Source organism: Streptomyces sp. NRRL F-2664 (genome assembly GCF_000719345.1).
In the GTDB taxonomy this organism is placed as follows: Bacteria; Actinomycetota; Actinomycetes; order Streptomycetales; family Streptomycetaceae; genus Streptomyces.
Genome location: NZ_JOFX01000001.1, coordinates 327,327 through 344,455, shown reverse-complemented (window position 1 = coordinate 344,455; position 17,129 = coordinate 327,327). Strand labels below are relative to the sequence as shown.

Below are 17,129 nucleotides of genomic sequence, written 5' to 3'. Positions count from 1 at the left end.
GGTCACTGCGTACGCAGCGCGGTGGCCAGCTGGGCCCGTGACCGTACGTCGAGCTTCTGGTAGATGCGGGTCAGCCGGGCCTCGACGGTCTTGACACTGAGGAACAGCTTCGCCGCGGCCTCCTGGTTGCTGGCGCCCTGGCTGACGAGCAGTGCCAGCCGGGCCTCGGCGTCGGTCAGGGCCGCGGCCGCGGAGGCCGGCGCGCCGGTCCCGTCGCCGGGGGCCGGTTCCCGGGCCAGTGCGGCCCAGGGACCGGCGCCGGCCCGCTCGAACACCTCCGCGGCCGCCCGGAGCGCCGCGCGGGCCGGGGCCCGGCGCCGGCGGCGGCGCTCCACGCGGGCGAGGGCGAGCAGCGTACGGCCCCGCTCCAGCGGCAGCCCGAGCGCCTCGAAGCGCCGGGCCGTGTCCTCCAGCAGGCGGACCGCCCCGTCCGCGTCGCCCCGCGCGGCCAGGCACAGGGCGCCGGCCCGGTCCAGGGCGGCGACGACACCGGTCCGGCCCAGCCCGAGGGCGACCGCGCGGACCGGCTCGATCAGCTCGGCCGCCTCCTCGGGCGCGTCGGCGGCGATGAGGGCCTCCGCGAGCTCCCCGTGCCAACGCAGGATCGACGGGTCCACCACCTGCTGGGCGGCCTCCAGCTCGGCGACGCGGCGCAGGGTGGCGACCGCTTTCGCCGCCTCGCCCGTGGCGAGCTCGACGAGCCCGAGGGCATGCAGGCTGCGGGAGAGGAAGACCTGGTCCTGCTCCTCCTGCGAGGCCTGGATGCCGCGCCGGGCGTATCCCTCGGCGCGCGCGAAGCTGCCGCCCATGGTCTCGGCCGTCGCCGCGACGTACCAGGCGGGCCCCGGCGAGAGGCCCGCCTCGATGGTCAGCTCCAGGGCCCTGCGGGCGTGGGCCGAGGCGGATTCGCACCGGCCGCTGCGCAGTTCCACCTCGGTCAGGCTGCGCAGGACCTCGAAGACGTCCTCGGCCGAACCGGTGCGCCGGACGGCGGGCAGCAGCACCATCAGCTGGCGGCGGGCGTCGTCGAGGCGGTCGTCGAAGAGGGCGTGCCGGACGGCGAGGTACTGCGGCGCGTTGCGCATGCCGAGCGGCACCTCGGGCGCGGGCAGGGCGAGCGCCTCGGCGAGGATCTCCTCGGCTCCCGCGTCACCGAGGATGCGGCCCATGCGGGCCCGAACCGTCAGGGCCATGGCCTCGGCGGTCTGGTCGCCCCCGAGCGCGGCGAGGGCGCCCGCCGCGGCGGCGGCGTCCCGGGAGCGGACGGGGTCGCCGTCGCTCAGGTTGTGCTTCCAGGCGATCCGCAGCTGCACGGCAGCCTGCAGGGCGGGATCCCCGGCGGCCTCGTCCATGGCGTACGCGAAGGTCTCGTCGAGGGTACCGAGGGCCTGGCCGGCGGCGTCGATCACGGCGAGGCGGGCGCGCACCCGGTCGGCGGGCGAGGCGTCGCGGGCCAGCACGGCCCGGGTGGCGCGGCGGGCGAGGTCGGCGCGGCCGGCCCAGCCGGCGTCCTCGGCGGCGGTGACGAGGCGGGCCAGTTCTTCTCCGGCCAGCGTGGACGGTGTGCGTTCGGCGGCGAGGAGGCCCAGTTCGGCGGCGAGGGCGCGCTGTCCGCGGCGGCGGCAGACCGCGGCGGCCTCGGTGATCTCCGCGGCGAGCCACTGGTCGGGGGTGTCGACGGCCAGCGCCCGGTGGCGTACCGCCTGGACGGGGTCGTCGACGGCGGCGGCCAGAGCCGCGTGCCCGGCGGCGCGTTCGGGCCAGCCGGCATCGGCGGCGAGCGCGGTGGGCAGGGCGCCGGCGGTGAACTCGACGGTGCCGTCCTCGCCGACCCTGACCAGGGCGGCCCGTTCCGCCTCCGCCAGCTCGGCCTCGGCGTCGGGGCGGCCGGCCCGCCGCAGCAGGGGGATGGTGGGGCGGGAGGCGAGGGCGGCGAGCAGCAGGGTGCGACGGGCGTGGGCGGGGGCCCCGGCGAGGAGCCGGCGGGCGACCTCGCGGGCCTGCCCGGTGACGGGCAGCGCGTCGGCGTGGTGGGCGCTGCCGTCACGGGCCTCGGCGGCCTCGGCGAGGGAGTGGCCGAGGGCGAGCGCGAGGCGGGGGTTCCCGCCGCTGGCCTGGTGGATGCGGCCGGCGAGGCGGGCGGGCAGGCCGTGCCGCAGGAGGAGTTCGGCGACTTCGTCGGCGCCGAGCGGGGGCACTCGTACGGCGGGGACGCCGGGGCCGCAGAGGGGTTCGCCGACCGGCGCTCCGCCCTGGACGCGTTCGGCGGCCAGGACCCGCACGCCGGGCGGGGTGAGGCGCAGGGCGAAGCGGAGCAGGTCGGTGCTCTCGGCGTCGAGCCACTGGGCGTTGTCGATGACGAGGAGGACGGGCCGACCGGCGGCGAGGGTGCGGAGCACCTCGACGACGGCCAGGCGCAGCGCGACGTGGTCGCGTCCGGCGCGGGGGGCGTCGGCTTCCCGGCGCAGCAGGGCGATGGCGGTGCGCTGGGGGCCGGAGAGCCGCTCCAGGGCGGTGGCGGGAACGGAGGCGAGGAGGGCGGCGGCGGAGGCCTCGGGTATCCATTGGTCGGCGGCCTCGGGCGCCAGGCGCAGGACGCTCTCGCCGCGTGCCGCGGCCGCGGCCTCCACGGCGCGGACCACTTCGGTCTTGCCCGCGCCCGCCGGTCCGGTCAGGAGGGCCCGGCCGTGCGTGGTCAGCGCGCGGTCGACCGCCTTGATCAGTTCTCCGTGTCCGACACTTGTGTCAGCGTGCCCCGTCGCCGCCACGCACAGCCACCAGCCTTCCGGTCCCCAGCTCCCTGTGCCCTTCCTGTGAGAGGCGAGAATACGAGGTCGGACGGCTGGCGGACCCGCATTGTGACGCAGAATTCAGTCACAGGACGCGGAAAACCCGGCGGACCTGCCGATACCCGTAGTATCGGCAGGCCCGGGGATCCTATTGGTCCGTACTATCGCTCCGTCAGGCGGAGTTGACGCGGACCCCGAGTCGGCGGGAGCCGTCTCAGAAGGTGAGATTCCAGGAGTCGATCCTGCCGGTGTCGCCCCCGGCGTTGTCGTTGACCCGGAGCTTCCAGGTGCCGTTGGCGACCTCGGAGGAGGCGTTGACGGTGTAGACCTGGTTGATGTTGTCGGTGCTACCGCCCGAGCGGTTGTGCAGGGTGTAGACGGAGCCGTCCGGGGCGATCAGGTCGACCTTCAGGTCCCCGATGTAGGTGTGGACGATGTTCACACCGACCTTGAGGGTGGCCGGGGCGTTGCCGGTCTTCCCGGTGACGGTGATCGGGCTCTCCACGGTGGTGTTGTCACCGATGGCGAAGTCCGCGGTGTTCTCGAAGGCCGGGCTGGGCTGGGTCGTCGTCACGGCGGCGACGGTCGCGGCGGCGTCGGCCAGGCCGGCGCCGCAGCCACCGGTGCAGGTGCCGGCGAGCGGACGGGCGTTGTTCTTGATCGCCGTCTCGATCTGGGCCGGGGTCAGCGCGGAGTTCGCCGACTTCATCAGCGCGGCGAGGCCCGCGACGTGCGGGGCGGCCATGCTGGTGCCCTGGTAGGGCTTGTAGATCTCGGCGCCCGGGGTGGTGGTACCGGCGTTCAGGGTCGAGAGGATGGCGTTCTCGGGGGTGGTGACGGTGCCGGGCGTGTCGGTGGCGCGGCGGGTCTCACCGCCCGGGGCGGCGATGTCGATGATCGCGCCGTAGTTGGAGTAGTACGAGCGGTCGCCGGAGCGGTTGCTGGCGGCCACGTTGATCACGTTGTTGCAGCTGGCGGGCGAGTAGCCGGCCGCGTCGGCGTTGCTGTTGCCGGCGGCGACGACGACGGTCGTGCCGCGGGCGACGGCCGCGTTGATGGCGTTCTGGTAGCTGGTGCCGCAGGCGCCGGGGCCGCCGAGGCTCATGTTGATGACCTTGGCCGGGGTGGCGTTGGCCGGCACGCCGGCGACGGAGCCGCCGGAGGCCCAGGTGATCGCGTCGACGATGTCCGAGGTGGAACCGCCGCACTTGCCGAGGACGCGGACGTGCTGGACCTTCGCGCCGTAGGCGATGCCCGCGACGCCCTTGGAGTTGTTCGTGGCCGCGGCGATGGTGCCGGCGACGTGGGTGCCGTGCCAGGACGAGTTGCTCGCCTTGGAGCCGACCCCGCACTCGCCGTCGGTGGCGTTCCAGTCGCCCTCGTCGGCGGGGTTGCTGTCGCGGCCGCCGCCGTCACGGGCGTAGGTCGCGCTGCTGATGAAGTCGTAGCCGGCGACGGTGTTCGCCGCGAGGTCCGAGTGGGCGACGTAGCCGGTGTCGATCACGGCGACGGTGACGCCGGAGCCGGTGGTCTTGTCCCAGGCGGCCGGGACGTTCATGCCCGCGGTGGCCTCGAAGAGGTCCCACTGCTTGGCGTACTCGGTGTCGTTCGGGGCCACGGCCGAGGCGTAGGCGCGGGTGTCGGGCTCGACGTAGGCGACGTCCGGGTCGGCGCGGAACTGGGCCATCACGTCGGCGGCCTCGGCGGGGGCGACCGTGCCGCCGAGGTTGACCAGTGCGGCACCGGTGCCCAGGCGGCGGTCGAACTTCGCCTTCTTGCCGGCCTTCTTGCCCTTGGCGGCGGCGTCGTCGGCGGCGGCGGTGTTGGAGCTGGCCTCGCTGGCGGACGACTTGTAGCCGACGATGAGGTTCTCGACGGGGGCCGTCGGGGCCGGCGCGGCGGCCGGGGCCGAGGCGGGGCCCTCGGAGGCCACGGCCACGGAAGCGGTGGCGGTGCCGGCGAGCAGGGTGACGGACATGGCCACGACGGATATGAGCCTGCGTCTCGTTGCGTGCACGTGTTCCCTTTCGAGGGCCGTTTCCGGGCGGACCGGAGCGGCCGGTCGGTGCAGTGTGGGGGTGGTTCCGGCGGCCGCGGGGCCGGGAGCGAGTTGGTCGGTCTCGCCCCGGCTGCCGCCGCACGCCACGTTGTCCCGGCCGCAACGGCGAGGCAGGGGCAACGGCGGTCCCGGCGCGCTCCCCCGGCCGGCAGGCCTACACGCCATGTGGGGTTGGCGTGTGAACCGCCCGGCTGGGGAAGATCGCCGGTGGGCAGACAGTAGGCAACGCGGAGATGAACCGGATACGGGGAAAACCCTTGTCCGCCCCCTGCGGCTCCCCCCGGGGGCCCTCAGCAGCAGTCTGACCAGGCCTTTTCCTCGCACGAGAACGGCACCGGACGGTCGCCCGGCACCCGCGGGAGTGCTGAGCACCACGCTCGCCCGGTCGGCGTCCCGTGCCGTCGCGGGTGCGAAGAACCGGAAGAGCTCCAGGGGGTCACCGGCTCCGGGGAGAAGGCGGCCTCCCGGGACAGCAGCCGGTAGCCGCCGCTCGCCTCGTCCGCCACGAGGCGGGAGACGTTGCGGGCGGCCCCACAAGCGCCCTTTCGGTCCGCTCCACACCCCGCGGCGACCGTCTCGCCGGTGGTGCGGAGACCGGCATGCGGATGCCAGGTTGACGGCGCGGTCGCCACCGGTGACGGTGACCGCCATGGGGAAAGAACGCCGACTGCTCACTCTGGTCATCTGCCTGGTCCTGGGCGGTGGGCTGGCCGCCGCGGTGCTGGGTGCCTCGCGTGCGGCCGATCCGCACGCGGGGACGGCGGCCGGGGCTCCGGCACCGTCCGACTACGTGGACATCCGCGATGTCCCGCCCGCCCCGGCCGTCGCTCCGGCACGGCCCGCCGACCCGGGAGCGGGCTCGCCGGGGTCGATGACGGTCGACTGCGGCCGCAACGCCGAGCGGCACTACAACGAGGACAACCTCGTGGTCTCCCCCGGCCTGCGGGCCGGCGCCCACCACACGCACGCCTACGTCGGCAACCTCTCCACGGACGCCCTTTCCACCGAGGCCTCGCTGGCCGCCGCCGCCACGAGCTGCGCGGGCGGCGACCGCTCGTCGTACTACTGGCCCGTCCTGCGGCGCCTGGACCGGCCGGGCGTGCGCCCGTACGAGACGTCCGCGGGCCACGGGAACACCGGCGAGATCGTGCCCGAAGCATCGGTCCGGGTGGAGTTCCGGGGGAACCCGGTGAGCAAGGTGGTCGCGATGCCGCCGTTCCTCCGCGCGATGACGGGCGACGCGGTCGCCCGCACGGCGGACAGTGACGTCCACGTCCGGGCCCGTTGGGGGTGTTCCGGCTCCCCCGACCGGTCCACCACCCGCTACCCGCGCTGCCCCGAGGGCGACCGTGTGACCCGCACCCTGGTCTTCCCCAGCTGCTGGAACGGCCTCGACACCGCCGTCGCCGGGCACCGCTCGCACCTGCTGTTCCCCGGGGGCAACGGCGTCTGCCCGGCGGACACCTTCCCCGTGCCCGAACTGCGGCTCTCGCTCGCCTATGCGGTCCCTCCGGGGGTGCCCGTGGCCATCGACTCCTTTCCGGAGCAGCGTCACAGCCCGCGGACGGACCACGCGATGTTCGTGAACGCCATGACCGACTCCCGCATGGCGGCGGTCGTCGACTGCCTCAACGAGGGCCGCGCCTGCCGGACATGAGCCCCGGACCCCCTTGAGTGATGCAGGTCACATGAACCGGATCGGCCCCGCCGGCGTGTTCTGACCGCACCACGCAAGCGAGGAAGACGGAGAGGGTGAGATGGCCGGACCACTGTGGCCCCGAACTCGGCGGGGCTCGACCGATGAGGCACTGATCAAGTCCGTGTACGAGGAGCACGGCCACGCCCTGCTCGCGTACGCCACCCGGCTGACCGGGGACCGCGCCGCTGCCGAGGACGTCGTACAGGAGACGCTGATCCGTGCCTGGCGGCACTCGGAGGTCCTGGTCAACGGAAAGGGCTCGGTGCGGGGTTGGCTGCTCACCGTGGCCCGGAACATCATCACCGACCGGTACCGGGCCAGAGCCGCGCGACCTGCGGAGGTCTCCGGTTCGTCGGCCGCGCCCCCGGTGGAGGCGGACCACGCCGACTCCGTGGTGGACAGCATGACGGTACTGGGGGCCCTCGACCGGCTGTCCCCGGAACACCGTGACGTGTTGAAGGAGTTGTACTACCGGCAGCTGAGCGTCGCGGAGGCCGCCGACACCCTCGGTATTCCCGCGGGTACCGTCAAGTCACGCTCGCACTACGCCCTCAAGGCCCTGCGCGACGTCTTCCGGGACGACGGCTTGCGGGAGAACGGCACTGGAGACGGAAAACGATCGGGCAGGCCGCCCCAGCAGCCGGCCGGACTGCGTGAGGTGGTGGCATGAACCGGCAGCGGCACGAGGAGGAACTGCTCGGCCCGTACGTGCTCGGCGTCCTGGACGCCGAGGAGGTCCGCCGGGTCGAGGGACACATGAGCGGATGCGTGCAGTGCCGGGAGGAGGTGGCCGCGTTGCGCGAGATGGAGGCGGCACTGGGCGAGGTGCCCGAGGAGGCGTTCCTCGACGGACCGCCGCAGGGCGGTGACCTCCTGTTGCAGCGCACCCTGCGGCAGGTGCGGGGTGAGCGGGCCGCCGCCGCGCGCCGGCGAGCGGCGTTCACGGGCCTGGCCGTCGCGGCCTCGCTGGCCGCCGTCTTCTGGGCCGGGACGCAGTGGGGCGCGGGTGACCCGGCAGGCGTCGCGCTGCCGCCGACTCCGTCGCCGACCGCTTCGGCGGATCCCTCGCCCCCGCCTCGGGGGACCACGGTGCACTCGGCGACCGACGCGGGCACGGGTGCGCGGATGACGGTGCAGATGACGCCGGCCACGAAGTGGGTGCGAGTGCGGGCGGCCGTCACGGGGCTGCCGCAGGGCGAGCGGTGCCGCCTGGTCGTCGTCTCCAAGGACGGTACGCGCACCACCGCGGGCAGTTGGGTCGTGGGCAGTCAGGAGAACGGCGAGGCCAAGGGCGCCGGGCTGGACGGTTCGGCGGCCGTCGACCGATCGGACGTCAAGGCCGTGACGGTCGAGAACGAGACCGGCCGGACGTTCGTGTCCGTCCCGGTGTGACCGTGGCGGCCCGACCGCCCGGCCACCGGACCGCGTGACCGCGGGGCGGACGTGACGGAGCCCGGGAGCATATCCAGCTCCCGGGCTCCTGTTTGCCACCCAATTGCGCACACCGGCACGTTTAAGAGTCGCGGATCATTCTGAGATCGACGTGTTCTACCTTTGAACTACCGTGCCATGGGAGAGGCACAGGAGGGACTTGAACCCCCGTCCATCGATGGTCGTCCACGCTCGGTCGATCCGGTGTTCGGCGGCGAATACTGAGACTGGAGCGATAACCTGAGATTCAAGGGGCCGCCTCTACCGACTTGGGCCACCCCGGCACGCAATGCCGGGGGAGGGATTCGAACCCCCAACTGACACCCCTGTTTCAGCTTCAACATCAGTTTCAGCTTGCGCTCTCGCGCACCTCCTGCAGACATACAGGAGGGGTTCTGTGGGCTACCGGAACAGGTAGCCGAACACCGCGTCCCCGACCCGCTGGTCGGTGACCTCGGCGCTGTTGGCCTCCTCGCGGGCGTACTTGACGGCCTGCTGGAGCTTCTCGACCCGGTCGACCAGCTCGTTGACCCGCCGGGCCGGCAGCGCGCCGGAGAACTTCACGGTCGTCCAGTAGCCGACCGGCACGTCCTCGTAGTACACCTCGACCTGGGCCGGGTGCTTGTCGGTGGCCTCGGCCTTGACGTGGTTGCGCGGCACCTTCTTGGTGCGGATGGTGCGCACCGGGTCCGTCTTCCAGGAGTCCGTGGACGGGTCCAGGTTCCAGGATTCGGAGGCGTCCAGCACCGGCAGCTTCCGCACGAAGGTGTGCAGGTCCGTGAGCTGCTTCTCCAGGAAGAGCAGGTACGGCACGGGCACCTGCGCCAGCAGGACGTTGCCGTCGACGACCACGTCCGCGGCCGCGCTGCGGTTCGCCCAGTCCTTCGTGGCCGTCACGTCGAAGAGCCGCGTGAGCGTCCCCGCCGTCGCGCGCAGCACGTCCTCGGCCTTGACCTGCACCCGGGTGGACTCGGGCGGCAGCTGCTCGCCCTCCTCGTCCTTGGGCTGGTACGTCCGCGAGATGCCGGCCAGCAGGGCGGGCTTCTGCACGTCGTGGTGGGCCTGGGTGAGCTCCTGGAGCGACTTGGACTTGACGCCCTTTTCGACTGCGATGATCTGATTCAGCTTCGGCACGCGATCAACCTAGCAGCAGCTTGTCCGATCATTCACTCGGATTTCCGGCACCCGCGCCCGGCCCGGGAGGCGGCACATGTCCCGGCCGCCGGAGCGGGTGGCCGGGGCCGGGCAGAAAACGCTGGGGACGTGTCGGTCGGGGCGGGCCGGAACGGGCTCGATCGCCTCCTGCGGCAGGGCCGCGCCGCGCAACCGCTCGTCGCACGCGGACGTCTTCCTGGCCGAGCAGCGTCAGCGGCACGTCCGCGGGGTGCTGCCGGGTGCTGCGCCGGGCCGCACAGCACCTGAGTCCACCGGTCACCCATGTCCCGTCCGTCCCCCACCGAGTCGAAAGGCCAACCCCGGCAAGGAAGCCCACAGGCGGACCGATCATCACATTGCGGTCCATGACATCCTGTGACGTCACAACTCGCCGGGCGGATTCGGCGGACGTCCGGGAATTGGGGAAGGTCGATGAGGCTCTGCTTCCTGGTGGAGGAGCACTACCGCCACGACGGTATGCCCAACGAGGTGATCGGTCAGCTGACCGCGTGGGGGCACCGCGTGGACGTCGTACGGCCGGGCGGCTCCCTGCTGCGCATGACCGAGGCGGTGGACGCGGGCGCCCATGACGCCTGGGTGCTCAAGACGGTGTCGGGCGGCCCGGGGCTGACCCTGCTGGAGGCCGCCGCCGCGGCCGGGTCGACCACCGTCAACGACGCCCGGTCGATCCGCGGTGTACGGGACAAGGCGCTGGCCGCCGCCATCGGATGCGGGCGCGGGCTCCCGCTGCCGCCCACGTACGCGATCGCCCGGCCCGAGTTGCTGAGGGAGATACCGGCGGTCGAGTACCCCCTCGTCGTCAAGCCCGCCGACGGCAGCTCCGGGCGGGCCGTGCACCTGGTGTCCTCCCCCGGGGAGTTGGAGGTGCTGCTGCCCGCCCTCGCGGGCGAGGGCATGCTCATCGCCCAGCCCTACGTCCCCAACTCCGGTACGGACATCAAGGTGTACGCGGTCGGCGGCGAACTGTTCGCGACGGAGCGCTGCTCCCCCCTGCACCCGGACCCCGCGGTGCGCGAGCGCAGGGTGCCGCTGTCGGCGGAGGTGGCGGCGATCGCCGCACAGGTGGGGGCGGTCTACGGCCTCGACCTGTACGGGGTCGACGTGCTGCTGGGCCCCGACGGTCCGGTGGTCGTCGACGTCAACGACTTCCCGAGTTTCCGCCAGGTGCCGGACGCGGCTGCCCGGGTGGCCCGAGCCGTACTGGATCTGGCCCGGTCCGGTGGCGCCGGGCCCGCGGCGGCGCCCGTGGTGCTCCCGTACCCGCTCCCCCTGTCGATCCCGGCGCAGGCCACGGCGCAGGTCCCGGCCCAGGTCCCCGCCATCGCGGGTGAGGCCGTATGAGGATCGGTCTCATCACCCCGGAACCGGGGCATCCGCTGCTGGCGGACACCAATGCGCTGCTCACCGCGGAGCACGAGGTCGAGGCGCTCGACCCGGTCGCCGCGGCGCGCGCGTCCCTGCCCCGGATCCTGGCCGACGTGTACCTGCTGAAGTCGCGGACGCCGCAGGCGCTGGAGTTCGCTCGGGCGCTGGAGCGGCGCGGGGCGCCGGTGATCAACACCGCCGCGGCCACCGCGCTGTGCCAGGACCGGACGGAGATGGCCGGGCTCGCCCTGCGGGCCGGCCTGCCGTTCGCCGCGACCCGTACTGTCGGCGCCCTGGGGGCGTGGGCGCGACGGGCACGGCCGGCGGCCCCCGTGGTGGTCAAGAGCCGGCTCAGCCGGCGCGGGGACCTCGTCGCCCGCGCCGACGACCCCGTGCGACTGCGGGAGTTGGCGCGGGACTGGCCCCGGGAACCCGTCGTGGTGCAGGAGTACGCACCCAACAACGGCTGGGACCACAAGCTGTGGGCCATCGGTGACCGGGTCTTCTCGGCACTGCGCCGGTCCGAGCTCTCCCCCGGGGGACGCGGTCCCACCCGTCCGCTCGCCCCGGACGAACTGCCGGGCGGCTGGGCCGACCTGGTCCGCCGGGTCGGCGCGGTCTTCGCGCTCGACGTCTACGGCGTGGACATCATCGACACCGGCGGCGGGACCCCGCTGATCGTCGACGTCAACGCCTTCCCCGGGATCCGCGGCCAGTCCGGCGCCCCCGAGGCCCTCGCAGCGCTGGCCCTGCACCGGGCGACGGCCGCGCGGGGCCGGGGGGCCGCAGGTTGTGCGGCATCCGGGGGCTGAGGGCGGTGTCGGGGGCTCGCCCCCGCGAGTGCCTCCGGCAGGTCCGGACGGGCGAATACGGACGCCGCGCCGCGCGCGGTCCGGTGTCGCGGGGCGGACGGGCGGCCGGCGCGGTGAGGATCGGGGCATGGGCGTCGTCCTGCCGGTCCTCTTCGCGCTGTTCGCGGCCTTCAGCAACGCGTTGGCCACCGTGCTCCAGCGGCGGGCCGCGCTCACCGTGCCGCAGAGCGACGGCTTCCGCTTCGGTCTGGTCCTGGACCTGCTGCGGCGGCCCGTATGGGTCGCGGGCATCCTGGCCGTGATCGCGGCCGGGGCGGGGCAGGCCGCGGCGCTGGCCACGGGCGCGCTGGCCCTCGTACAGCCGCTGTTCGTCCTGGAGCTGCCGCTCGCGCTGCTGATCGCCTCCCTGCTCACGCGGCAGCGGTTGCCGGGGGCGCTGTGGCTGGCCGTGGCGGGGGTGGTGGCTGGACTCGGGGTGGCGATGGTGGCCGCCTCGCCCGCCGGCAACCGCACCGATGTGCCGCCCGAGCGGTGGGCGGTGGCGCTCCCGGCCTGCGCGGTGATCGTGGCGCTGCTGGCCGTCGCGGGCCTGCGGCGTCCGCCCGGGCGGTCCCGGGCCGGCTGTCTGGGGGCCGCCACCGCCGTCTGCTACGCGCTCACCGCCGCCCTGATGAAGTCCTCCGTGCACGTCCTCGACGACGACGGCATCGACGGGTTCCTGACGACCTGGGAGACGTACGCCTTCGGTGCGAGCGGCATCTGCGCCCTGCTGCTGCTGGAACACGCCATGCAGGGCGGCCCGCTGGTCGCCTCCCAGCCGGCGCTGACCCTGGGCGACGCGAGCATCAGCATCGCCCTGGGCGTGGTCCTCTACGAGGAGCACCTGCGGTCGGGCTGGTGGCTGCTCCCCCAACTGCTGGGGGTGGCCCTCGTCTGCGCCGGTGTGCTCGCCCTGGCCCGGGCGGGCGAGGGCGCACCGTGACGACGGCTCACCGTGGCCACGGAGTACCGCACCCCGCTCCGACTACGGAGCGCCGGGCGGGGCGCCGGGCGCGGTGACGGGCACTTCGAGGCTGCCGTACCGCTCCATCCGCTGCCAGCGCAGGCGGGAGCCGGCGACTGCGGTGAAGACCGACTGGATCACGACCAGGTACATGAGCTGCCGGTGGACGAACTGCTGGAGCGGCAGGCTCCACAGCGGTCCGGGGCGCTCACCGTCCAGGCGGAAGGCGTACAGGCCCATCAGTACCTGGAGCATCAGGAAGGCCGTCCACAGGCCGACGATGCGCACGGGGTCGAGGAAGACCAGTCCGTAGACGGCGAAGACGTCCACGACGGGCGCGAGCAGCGGCAGCAGGACCTGGAACGTCAGGAGGTAGACGAGACCTCGACGGCCGAGTTTGCCGGCCTGCCCGCGCTGGGTGAGAGCTCCGCGGTGCTTCCACATGGCCTGGAGGGTGCCGTAGCACCAGCGGTAGCGCTGCTTCCAGAGGGCGGCGAGCGAGGCGGGGGCTTCCGTCCAGGCCCTGGCCCGCTCCTCGTAGACCACGCGCCAGCCGTCCCGGCACAGGGCCATGGTCAGGTCCGTGTCCTCGGCAAGGGTCGTGTCGCTGACACCGCCGATCCGGAGCAGGGCCTCACGGCGGAACGCGCCGACGGCACCGGGCACGGTGGGCATGCACTCGGCGAGGTCGAACAGGCGGCGGTCGAGGTTGAAACCGACGACGTACTCGATGTGCTGCCAGCGGCCGAGGAGACCACCCCGGTTGACGACCTTGGCGTTGCCGGAGACCGCCCCGACCCGGCGGTGCGCGAAGGGCTGGACGATCATGCGGACCGCGTCGGGTTCGAAGACGGTGTCGCCGTCGACCATGACGAGCAGGTTGCAGGAGGCGGCGGCGATGCCGGTGTTGAGGGCGGCCGGCTTGCCCGCGTTCTGCTGCCGGATGACCCGTACGCCGGGGAGGCGGAGCGCCTCGACGATGTCGGCCGTACCGTCGGTGGAGCCGTCGCCGACCACGATGACCTCGACGGGATGGTCGGACGCGAGGAGGGAGCGGACGGCCGCCTCGATGCCGGCGCTCTCGTTGTACGCGGGCACGATCACGCTCACCGGTTCGGTGACGGGGGCACCCCAGGGCTTGCGCCGCATCCGCACGTGCCGCCGGGCGGCGACGAAGACGGCGACCGCGCGGAGCAGGCTGATCGCGCCCGCCGCCCACAGCAGCCACGACAGCACGTCGAGGACCCCACCGCTGGTTCGGATGGCGGTGATCAGGGCCGTGCCCTGCCACCGGTCGGCGGTGCCGGCCTGCTGCACGGCGGCCGGGAGGGCGACGGCGTCGCCGACGGTGGCGAAGGTCCAGCCGGACGCCTTCAGCCGCGGGACGAGCTGTTCGAGGGCGGCGACGGTCTGCGTACGGTCCCCGCCCCCGTCGTGCAGCAGCACGATCTGCCCGGCGGAGTCGGAGGGGGTCGCAGCGGAGACGATCGTCTCGACGCCGGGGCGCCGCCAGTCCTGGCTGTCCAGGGTCGTCAGGACGGTCAGGTAGCCCTCCTGACCGGCCTGGACGACCGCGCTCCATTCGGCGTCGCCCAGCGCCTTGTTGGTGGAGGAGTACGGCGGGCGCAGCAGGGGGGTGGTGACCCCGGTGGCGCCGGCGATGACGAGTTGGGTCTCGCGCAGCTCCAGGGAACGGCGCCAGGCGGAGGCGGCACCGAGGTCGGTGTGGGTGAAGCTGTGCACGCCGATCTGGTGGCCTTCGGCGACGATCCGGCGTGCCAGGTCCGGATGCTCGGCGACGCGGGTGCCGACGGTGAAGAAGGTCGCACGCACGTCGTTGCGCCGCAGCACGTCGAGGATCTTCGGGGTCCAGACGGGGTCGGGGCCGTCGTCGAAGGTCAGGGCGAGCGTGCGGGGCGCCGGGGCGGCGGTGCGGCCGGCCGCTCCCTCGATCACGGGGCCACCGGAACTGATCGCGGCGGGCACGGACGCCCCGGCACGCTGCTCCCGGTGGGCCCCGTCGGGCCGGGAGTCGAACAGGTGCTGGGTGTAGCCCTCAAGGAGGAGCGCCGCCGAGAGCGTGAGCACGAGGGTGGTGAGCAGCAGCCAGTGGGTGCGCAGGGGGACGCTAACGCTGCGCACGGAGATGTGCCTGCCCTGCGAGCGGCGACGACGGTTCTTCGACACGGGGATGGGGCTTCCTGCCTGCTGCTTCGGGGGGTGCGGTGGGTGGGGTGGGCCGGCGGCGCGGTGGGTGCCGTGGCCGCGCTCGGGCCCGTGGCGCCGGACGGACCCGGGACGCCAGGTGGGATCAGGGACGGCCGGTGGGCTTGCCCCCGCCCTGGCCGGGCGGCGCGGTGAAGCGGCCGCGGCCGCCGCCGGGGGGTGCTGCCGTCGTGGCCGCCGGTCCACCGGTGGCCTTCGCCGGCCCGGTGGCGAGTGAGGTGGCGCTGCTCCCGGGGGTGGCCACCGGTGCAGGCGCGCTGGACTGCGCCGCGACCGGAGTGGCTCGCGGAGCTGTGCTCGCCGTGCCGCGGGGCGACGGGCCGGCGGTTGCGGACTCGGCCGTCTCCCCGGGCGCCGGGGTGTGCGGAGCCGGGGCCGAGGGGAGGAAGGGCGCCGGGAAGGTGGGGCCGCCCGTCAGCGTGCTCAGGAGCAGGAGAACGTAGGCGGCCGCCGGTATCACGAGCAGGTATCCCCAGCGACGGACCCGGCGCTGCCGGCGCCCCGAGCTGTCCACGAACACCGGTGCTTCGGCCTCGCCCTCGGCCGCGGCCACCGCCACGGGTGCGGCCGGCGGCACCTGAGCTGCACTCATGTCGCCGAGGAAGAGCTCCACCGTGTCCTGGTCGGGGGCGCCGGATGATGGGTGCATGCGTCGTGGCCTCTGGCAGGTCGGGCGACTGGTGTCGAAGGTCGGGGCAGAATCGTGGCCGCCGGGAGGCGACCCGTGCCTCTCAGCGCTGGGAGCGCCACGGGTGTCACTCCGGGGAGTGCGAATCGGTCTCTTTCCCCGCGTTCGGTACGGCGAGGGGGCGCACGCTGGTTGCGGCGCGCCGTCCTGGCTACGATCGCCCGACTCGGACGGACGGGCCGTGAGGGTGGGGGGCGGGCGATGGGCGGGGGTTCCGCAGGCCGTGCGGCGGGCGCCGCGACGGTGGCGCTGGCGTGCGCCCTGACGCTGAGCGCCTGTTGGGGCGGCCCGGGCGGGGCCGAGCCGGACGTGCCGGCACCCGCCTCCGCCCCGGTCGTCACACCCCCGGCCACGTCCCCGTCGGAACGGGCGACGGCGCAGCCGTCCGCCGAGCCGCCCACACCCGCTGCGGAGCCGAGGCCTTCGGCCACCGGGGAACCCGCCGCCGCCTCACCGGGCGTCCCGCAGAACCCCCGCCGGGCCCCGCACCCGCCGCCGGCACCGGACCGGCCGCCGCCTACCTGGAAGCCGACGCCGTTCGACCCGAAGAACCCGTCGATCCCGAACTACACGGTGCCGCCCCCCATGCGCTGACCCGCGGACTGACACCCCCGTACCGAGGCCGTCCCGGGCCGTCCCCGTGAGCATCGCAGGTTCACCCCGAGCTACGGCTACGACGACGACCTGTGCCTGCGTGGCACCCGCGACCCCGCCGCCCGCCACCGCGTCGAGTCAAGAGCATCCGATCCTGTGTCATTGCGGTGTCCGAGCGGTGGCCTCGCGGTGGAGGCGGCGATAGCGGCGGAGGTGCAGGACGTAGAGGGCGGAGGCGGTCGCGGCGACGGCGGCTCCGATCGTCAGGAGCCAGACCGGGGTGCCGTCGCCGACCGTGAGGAGCTCGTCGCGGTAGACGGTTCGGCGGTACGGGGTGTCCTCGGGCGTGGCCCGCAGTTCGTGGTCGCCGTCGATGCGGCCGGGGTCCGGGAACTCCTGGTCGAGCGCCGTCAGGAACACCGGTTCGCCGTCGGTGAGAGCGGCGAGCGCGCCGTGCTTCGGCTCGACGGTGCCTGCGAAGGTCACCTTCGGTGCCGAGCCGCCGATGCGGGTGGCGGGCTCCATGCGGTGGTCCGCCAGGACGTACAGGCCTAGGGACTGGGGGGTCCTGGCCATGCGGGAGAGCCGCATGGGGTAGACCAGCCGGTCACTGTCGAAGCGTATCTTCAGCGGGTCCAGGTTGCCGCGGAGCACCTTGCCGGCGCCGCCGTCGCGTGGGGCGAGTCGTACCGCCACGTATTCCCAGTGCTGGTCGACGTACGGCTTGACCTCGGTGGCGAGGCGGTCGGGCAGCGAGAAGCCGTTGCTCTCCAGCCAGTTCTTCAGGGCGTCGGGGTCGGTGGCGGTGAGCCGGGCGACGTCGAAGTCGCCGAGCTGCTCGCGGCCGACGACGCCGACGGGCGGCACGGCGCCGGTCGCCGGGGCGCCCGCGGCGTCGCCCGTGGTGTGGGAGAAGGGCCAGTCGCCCTCCCGCGGCCAGAAGTGGGTGCGGGTCCTGCGCTCGGGCCGGGTCAGCTGGCGCAGTTCGTCGAACATGCGGCCGTCGCCCAGTTCCACCGTGGCCCGCCCGGGCACCGGCATGATCCAGGCGGCCCGCTGCGCGTTCCCGCCGACGGTGAAGCGCATGACGATCTGCTCGGTGCGCCCGTCCCAGCGCACGACGGAGGTCTCCCGGTCGACTCCGATCCGGGACCCGCCGTCGGGGATCATGGCCCCGCATCCGCAGGCGTAGGCGGGGACGACGAGCGAGCCCACCTGCGTCGCGAGCAGGGCGAACAGGAGAAAAAGGATCCTTCGTTTCATCCACACGGGGTCTCAGACGGCCGT

Annotated in this window: 13 protein-coding genes; 7 read left to right on the top strand and 6 right to left on the bottom strand. The window is 73.9% G+C overall.

The genetic code is table 11. From position 1 onward, the window contains the following. Positions 1 to 2: 2 nt before the first annotated feature. Positions 3 to 2,768, bottom strand: coding sequence for a helix-turn-helix transcriptional regulator (locus tag IF89_RS0101540; RefSeq protein WP_030759850.1), 2,766 nt, complete (start codon positions 2,766 to 2,768; stop codon positions 3 to 5). Between the two features lie 235 nt (positions 2,769 to 3,003). Then, positions 3,004 to 4,767 carry a S8 family peptidase gene (locus tag IF89_RS0101535; protein WP_030759847.1) on the bottom strand — a complete coding sequence of 588 codons (1,764 nt, stop codon included), beginning with the start codon at positions 4,765 to 4,767 and terminating at the stop codon, positions 3,004 to 3,006. Between the two features lie 730 nt (positions 4,768 to 5,497). On the opposite strand from IF89_RS0101535, the gene IF89_RS0101530 reads away from it, so the two are divergent. The 3 genes from IF89_RS0101530 to IF89_RS0101520 all read left to right on the top strand — a co-directional run bounded on the left by IF89_RS0101530 (position 5,498) and on the right by IF89_RS0101520 (position 7,939). Then, the gene (locus IF89_RS0101530; RefSeq protein ID WP_030759844.1) at positions 5,498 to 6,505 is read left to right on the top strand and encodes a DUF1996 domain-containing protein; all 1,008 of its coding nucleotides are present in this window, start codon (positions 5,498 to 5,500) and stop codon (positions 6,503 to 6,505) included. Between the two features lie 100 nt (positions 6,506 to 6,605). Next, on the top strand, positions 6,606 to 7,217 hold the full coding sequence (locus tag IF89_RS0101525) for a sigma-70 family RNA polymerase sigma factor (RefSeq protein ID WP_030759842.1): 612 nt from the start codon (positions 6,606 to 6,608) through the stop codon (positions 7,215 to 7,217). Continuing rightward, on the top strand, positions 7,214 to 7,939 hold the full coding sequence (locus tag IF89_RS0101520; protein ID WP_030759839.1) for a zf-HC2 domain-containing protein: 726 nt from the start codon (positions 7,214 to 7,216) through the stop codon (positions 7,937 to 7,939). Before IF89_RS0101525 ends, IF89_RS0101520 begins: the two co-directional genes overlap by 4 nt. Positions 7,940 to 8,380: 441 nt before the next feature. Here IF89_RS0101520 and IF89_RS0101515 read toward each other — a convergent pair whose 3' ends face one another. Continuing rightward, on the bottom strand, positions 8,381 to 9,112 hold the full coding sequence (locus IF89_RS0101515) for a hypothetical protein (RefSeq protein WP_030759836.1): 732 nt from the start codon (positions 9,110 to 9,112) through the stop codon (positions 8,381 to 8,383). 453 nt (positions 9,113 to 9,565) lie between these two features. On the opposite strand from IF89_RS0101515, the gene IF89_RS0101510 reads away from it, so the two are divergent. The 3 genes from IF89_RS0101510 (at position 9,566) to IF89_RS0101500 (ending at position 12,313) form a co-directional block, all read left to right on the top strand. Beyond that, positions 9,566 to 10,495, top strand: a complete 930-nt coding sequence (locus tag IF89_RS0101510; RefSeq protein ID WP_043192530.1) for an ATP-grasp domain-containing protein — start codon at positions 9,566 to 9,568, stop codon at positions 10,493 to 10,495. Beyond that, complete coding sequence (locus tag IF89_RS0101505) at positions 10,492 to 11,331, top strand: ATP-grasp domain-containing protein (RefSeq protein ID WP_030759832.1); 840 nt, start codon at positions 10,492 to 10,494, stop codon at positions 11,329 to 11,331. Before IF89_RS0101510 ends, IF89_RS0101505 begins: the two co-directional genes overlap by 4 nt. 127 nt (positions 11,332 to 11,458) lie before the next feature. Next, positions 11,459 to 12,313: a DMT family transporter gene (locus IF89_RS0101500; protein ID WP_030759830.1), complete on the top strand. Its 855-nt coding sequence runs from the start codon at positions 11,459 to 11,461 to the stop codon at positions 12,311 to 12,313. Between the two features lie 42 nt (positions 12,314 to 12,355). On the opposite strand, the gene IF89_RS0101495 is transcribed toward IF89_RS0101500, so the two are convergent. Then, a complete protein-coding gene (locus IF89_RS0101495; RefSeq protein ID WP_420706855.1) occupies positions 12,356 to 14,527 on the bottom strand; it encodes a bifunctional polysaccharide deacetylase/glycosyltransferase family 2 protein in 2,172 nt (723 codons plus the stop codon). Positions 14,528 to 14,645: 118 nt separating this feature from the next. After that, positions 14,646 to 15,209, bottom strand: a complete 564-nt coding sequence (locus IF89_RS40580) for a hypothetical protein (protein ID WP_158717779.1) — start codon at positions 15,207 to 15,209, stop codon at positions 14,646 to 14,648. Between the two features lie 240 nt (positions 15,210 to 15,449). Here IF89_RS40580 and IF89_RS0101485 point away from each other — a divergent pair, with 240 nt between their 5' ends. After that, on the top strand, positions 15,450 to 15,842 hold the full coding sequence (locus tag IF89_RS0101485; RefSeq protein WP_030759821.1) for a hypothetical protein: 393 nt from the start codon (positions 15,450 to 15,452) through the stop codon (positions 15,840 to 15,842). 159 nt (positions 15,843 to 16,001) lie between these two features. Here the strand turns inward: IF89_RS0101485 and IF89_RS0101480 are convergent, their stop codons facing one another. Further along, positions 16,002 to 17,105 carry a DUF2330 domain-containing protein gene (locus tag IF89_RS0101480; RefSeq protein WP_043192627.1) on the bottom strand — a complete coding sequence of 368 codons (1,104 nt, stop codon included), beginning with the start codon at positions 17,103 to 17,105 and terminating at the stop codon, positions 16,002 to 16,004. Positions 17,106 to 17,129: the final 24 nt, after the last annotated feature.